This window comes from Nocardia sp. NPDC004573 (genome assembly GCF_053602135.1).
The window spans coordinates 368,169-370,208 of the sequence record NZ_JBSGDA010000002.1 but is presented as its reverse complement, the minus strand read 5'-3'; the positions used below and the strand labels follow the sequence as shown (position 1 = coordinate 370,208).

At 67.0% G+C, this 2,040-nt stretch carries 3 protein-coding genes; 2 read left to right on the top strand and 1 reads right to left on the bottom strand.

Annotated features, from left to right (window positions below; translation table 11 throughout):
- Positions 1-15: 15 nt before the first annotated feature.
- Positions 16-432: a cupin domain-containing protein gene (locus ACWEKR_RS05060; protein WP_039798180.1), complete on the top strand. Its 417-nt coding sequence runs from the start codon at positions 16-18 to the stop codon at positions 430-432.
- Positions 433-541: 109 nt separating this feature from the next.
- Complete coding sequence (locus ACWEKR_RS05055; protein ID WP_452353373.1) at positions 542-1,267, top strand: hypothetical protein; 726 nt, start codon at positions 542-544, stop codon at positions 1,265-1,267.
- On the opposite strand, the gene ACWEKR_RS05050 is transcribed toward ACWEKR_RS05055, so the two are convergent.
- Positions 1,245-2,003 carry a polyprenol monophosphomannose synthase gene (locus ACWEKR_RS05050; RefSeq protein WP_452353372.1) on the bottom strand — a complete coding sequence of 253 codons (759 nt, stop codon included), beginning with the start codon at positions 2,001-2,003 and terminating at the stop codon, positions 1,245-1,247. The two genes, ACWEKR_RS05055 and ACWEKR_RS05050, sit on opposite strands and share 23 nt — an antisense overlap.
- Between the last annotated feature and the right edge of the window lie 37 nt (positions 2,004-2,040).

Here is a 2,040-nt window from a genome sequence, read left to right as displayed (position 1 = left end):
TGAAGGGATGCAGTAATGAAGGTCGAAGTCCTCACCCCGTCGTGCAACCTCGACACCGTCCGCGACGGGCGCGGCGGCATTTTCACCTGGGTCCCGCCCGAGCCCCTGCTCGAGTTCAACCTGATCTACATGCACCCCGGCAAGGTGCGCGGCCTGCACTACCACCCGCATTTCGTCGAGTACCTGCTGTTCGTCGAGGGCAACGGCGTGCTGGTGACCAAGGACGACCACGAGGATCCGGACTGCCCCGAGGAGTTCATCCATGTCGGCAAGGGCATCTGCACCCGCACGCCGATCGGGGTGATGCACACCGTGTACTCGATCACCCCGCTGACGTTCGTCGCCATGCTGACCAAGCCGTGGGACGAGTGCGATCCGCCGATCGTGCAGGTGGCGCCGTTGCCGCACACGTTGGAAGGCAACGGCGCGTGAACGCCGCGACCGGACGGCCGAGCCACGCAGCAGCGCTCGCGTACGGGCCGAGTGTGCCCGGCCCCCGTGCGCGGCGGCGGAGTCTCGTGCCGCCTGGGAAGGAGTCGAGGTGAGCCGGTTACGTGTGGCCGTGGCCGGCGCGGCCGGATACGTCGGCTCCGCGCTGGTGGGAGCGCTGGAGCGGAGCGGCCGGGCGGAGGTGGTGCCGGTGCTGCGCGCCGACTACGAACGGCATCGCACGGCAGGTCGCTACGACGTGCTGATCAATGCCGCCTGCCCGTCGAAACGGTTCCGGGCCGAGCAGCACCCGGGCGAAGACCGCCGGGAGACGGTGGACAAAACGCGCCTGCTGCGCGAGCAGTGGCGCTGGGATCGCTTCGTGCAGATCAGCAGCATCTCCGCGCGCACCCAGCTGGACACGGTCTACGGCCGCCATCGCGCGGAGGCCGAGCAGCTGTGTTCGGGCGCCGACACGCTCGTCGTGCGGCTGGGCCCGATGTACGGCGGGGACTACCGCAAGGGCGTGCTGGCGGACATGGCCGCCGATCGTCCGGTGTTCGCCAGTGGCCGCTCGCGGCAGAGCTTCGCCCCGGTGGACTGGTGTGCCGAGTGGATCACCGGCCACCTCGACGACACCGGACTGCGCGAGGTCGGCGCACGCACCACCGTGACGCTGGCCGAGGTGCGCGACGCGGTGGGCTCGCACTCGCACTTCGCCAAAGACTATGTCGACGACCAGTTCCCGGTCACCGCCACCGGCTCCGACTGGCCGGAGGCGGCGGCGGTGATCGATTGGCTGGCCGGGCGCAGGGTCAGCGATGCCCAGGCGAGGTGACGCGATGCCTGCTGGGCCGCAAGTACTTCTCCGCGCACAGCGTGAGCAGGAAACGCACGCTGGTCGCCACGTCACGGGTGCGCATCTTGGACGCGCCCGCGGTGCGATTGAGAACGTGGATCGGCACCTGCTCGATCCGGAAGCCATTGGCGGCGAGAATGTAGAGACTTTCGAAGAAGAAGGAGTATCCGGTCGATCGGACGCGATCGAAAACCGCCACCGGGACGGCATTCAGCCGGTAGTATCGGAACGCGCCGGTGGCATCGTAGGGCATCCGCAACAGTGTCACGGTCAGAAAATGCCCGACCCGGGTGAGGACCTTGCGGAAGGGAGTCCAGTCGGCCAGGCTGTCCTCTTTCAGATACCGCGATCCGACCACGACATCGAACCCGGCAGCGGCGGCGCGCAATGCCGGAAGATACGACGGCGGATGCGCGAAATCGGAATCCATCGTGATGATGTGCGCATATCCTTGCGCGTAAGCCCAGCGGATACCCGCCTGATGCGCGGAGCCCACCCCCTTGCGACCGGCCCGATGCAGCACATGGATGCGGGGGGCGTGCTGTCGGGCCAGCTCATCGAGCAGATCCCCGGTGCCGTCCGGGGAATTGTCGTCGACGAACAGGACGTCGAAATCGGAGCCCTGTTCCAGGATCTGAGCGAGCAACGGGCCCACGTTGCGACGCTCGTTGTACGTCGGAATCATTACCAGAGTTTTTTCGGAGGCCGCGCTCATGCAATCGAATTCTAATACCGGCGGCGACCGAAAGATA

Coding starts and splice junctions, on each gene's coding strand:
- ACWEKR_RS05060 (WP_039798180.1), top strand. CDS start 16: ATGAAGGTCGAAGTCCTCACCCCGTCGTGCAACCTCGACACCGTCCGC.
- ACWEKR_RS05050 (WP_452353372.1), bottom strand. CDS start 2,003: ATGAGCGCGGCCTCCGAAAAAACTCTGGTAATGATTCCGACGTACAAC.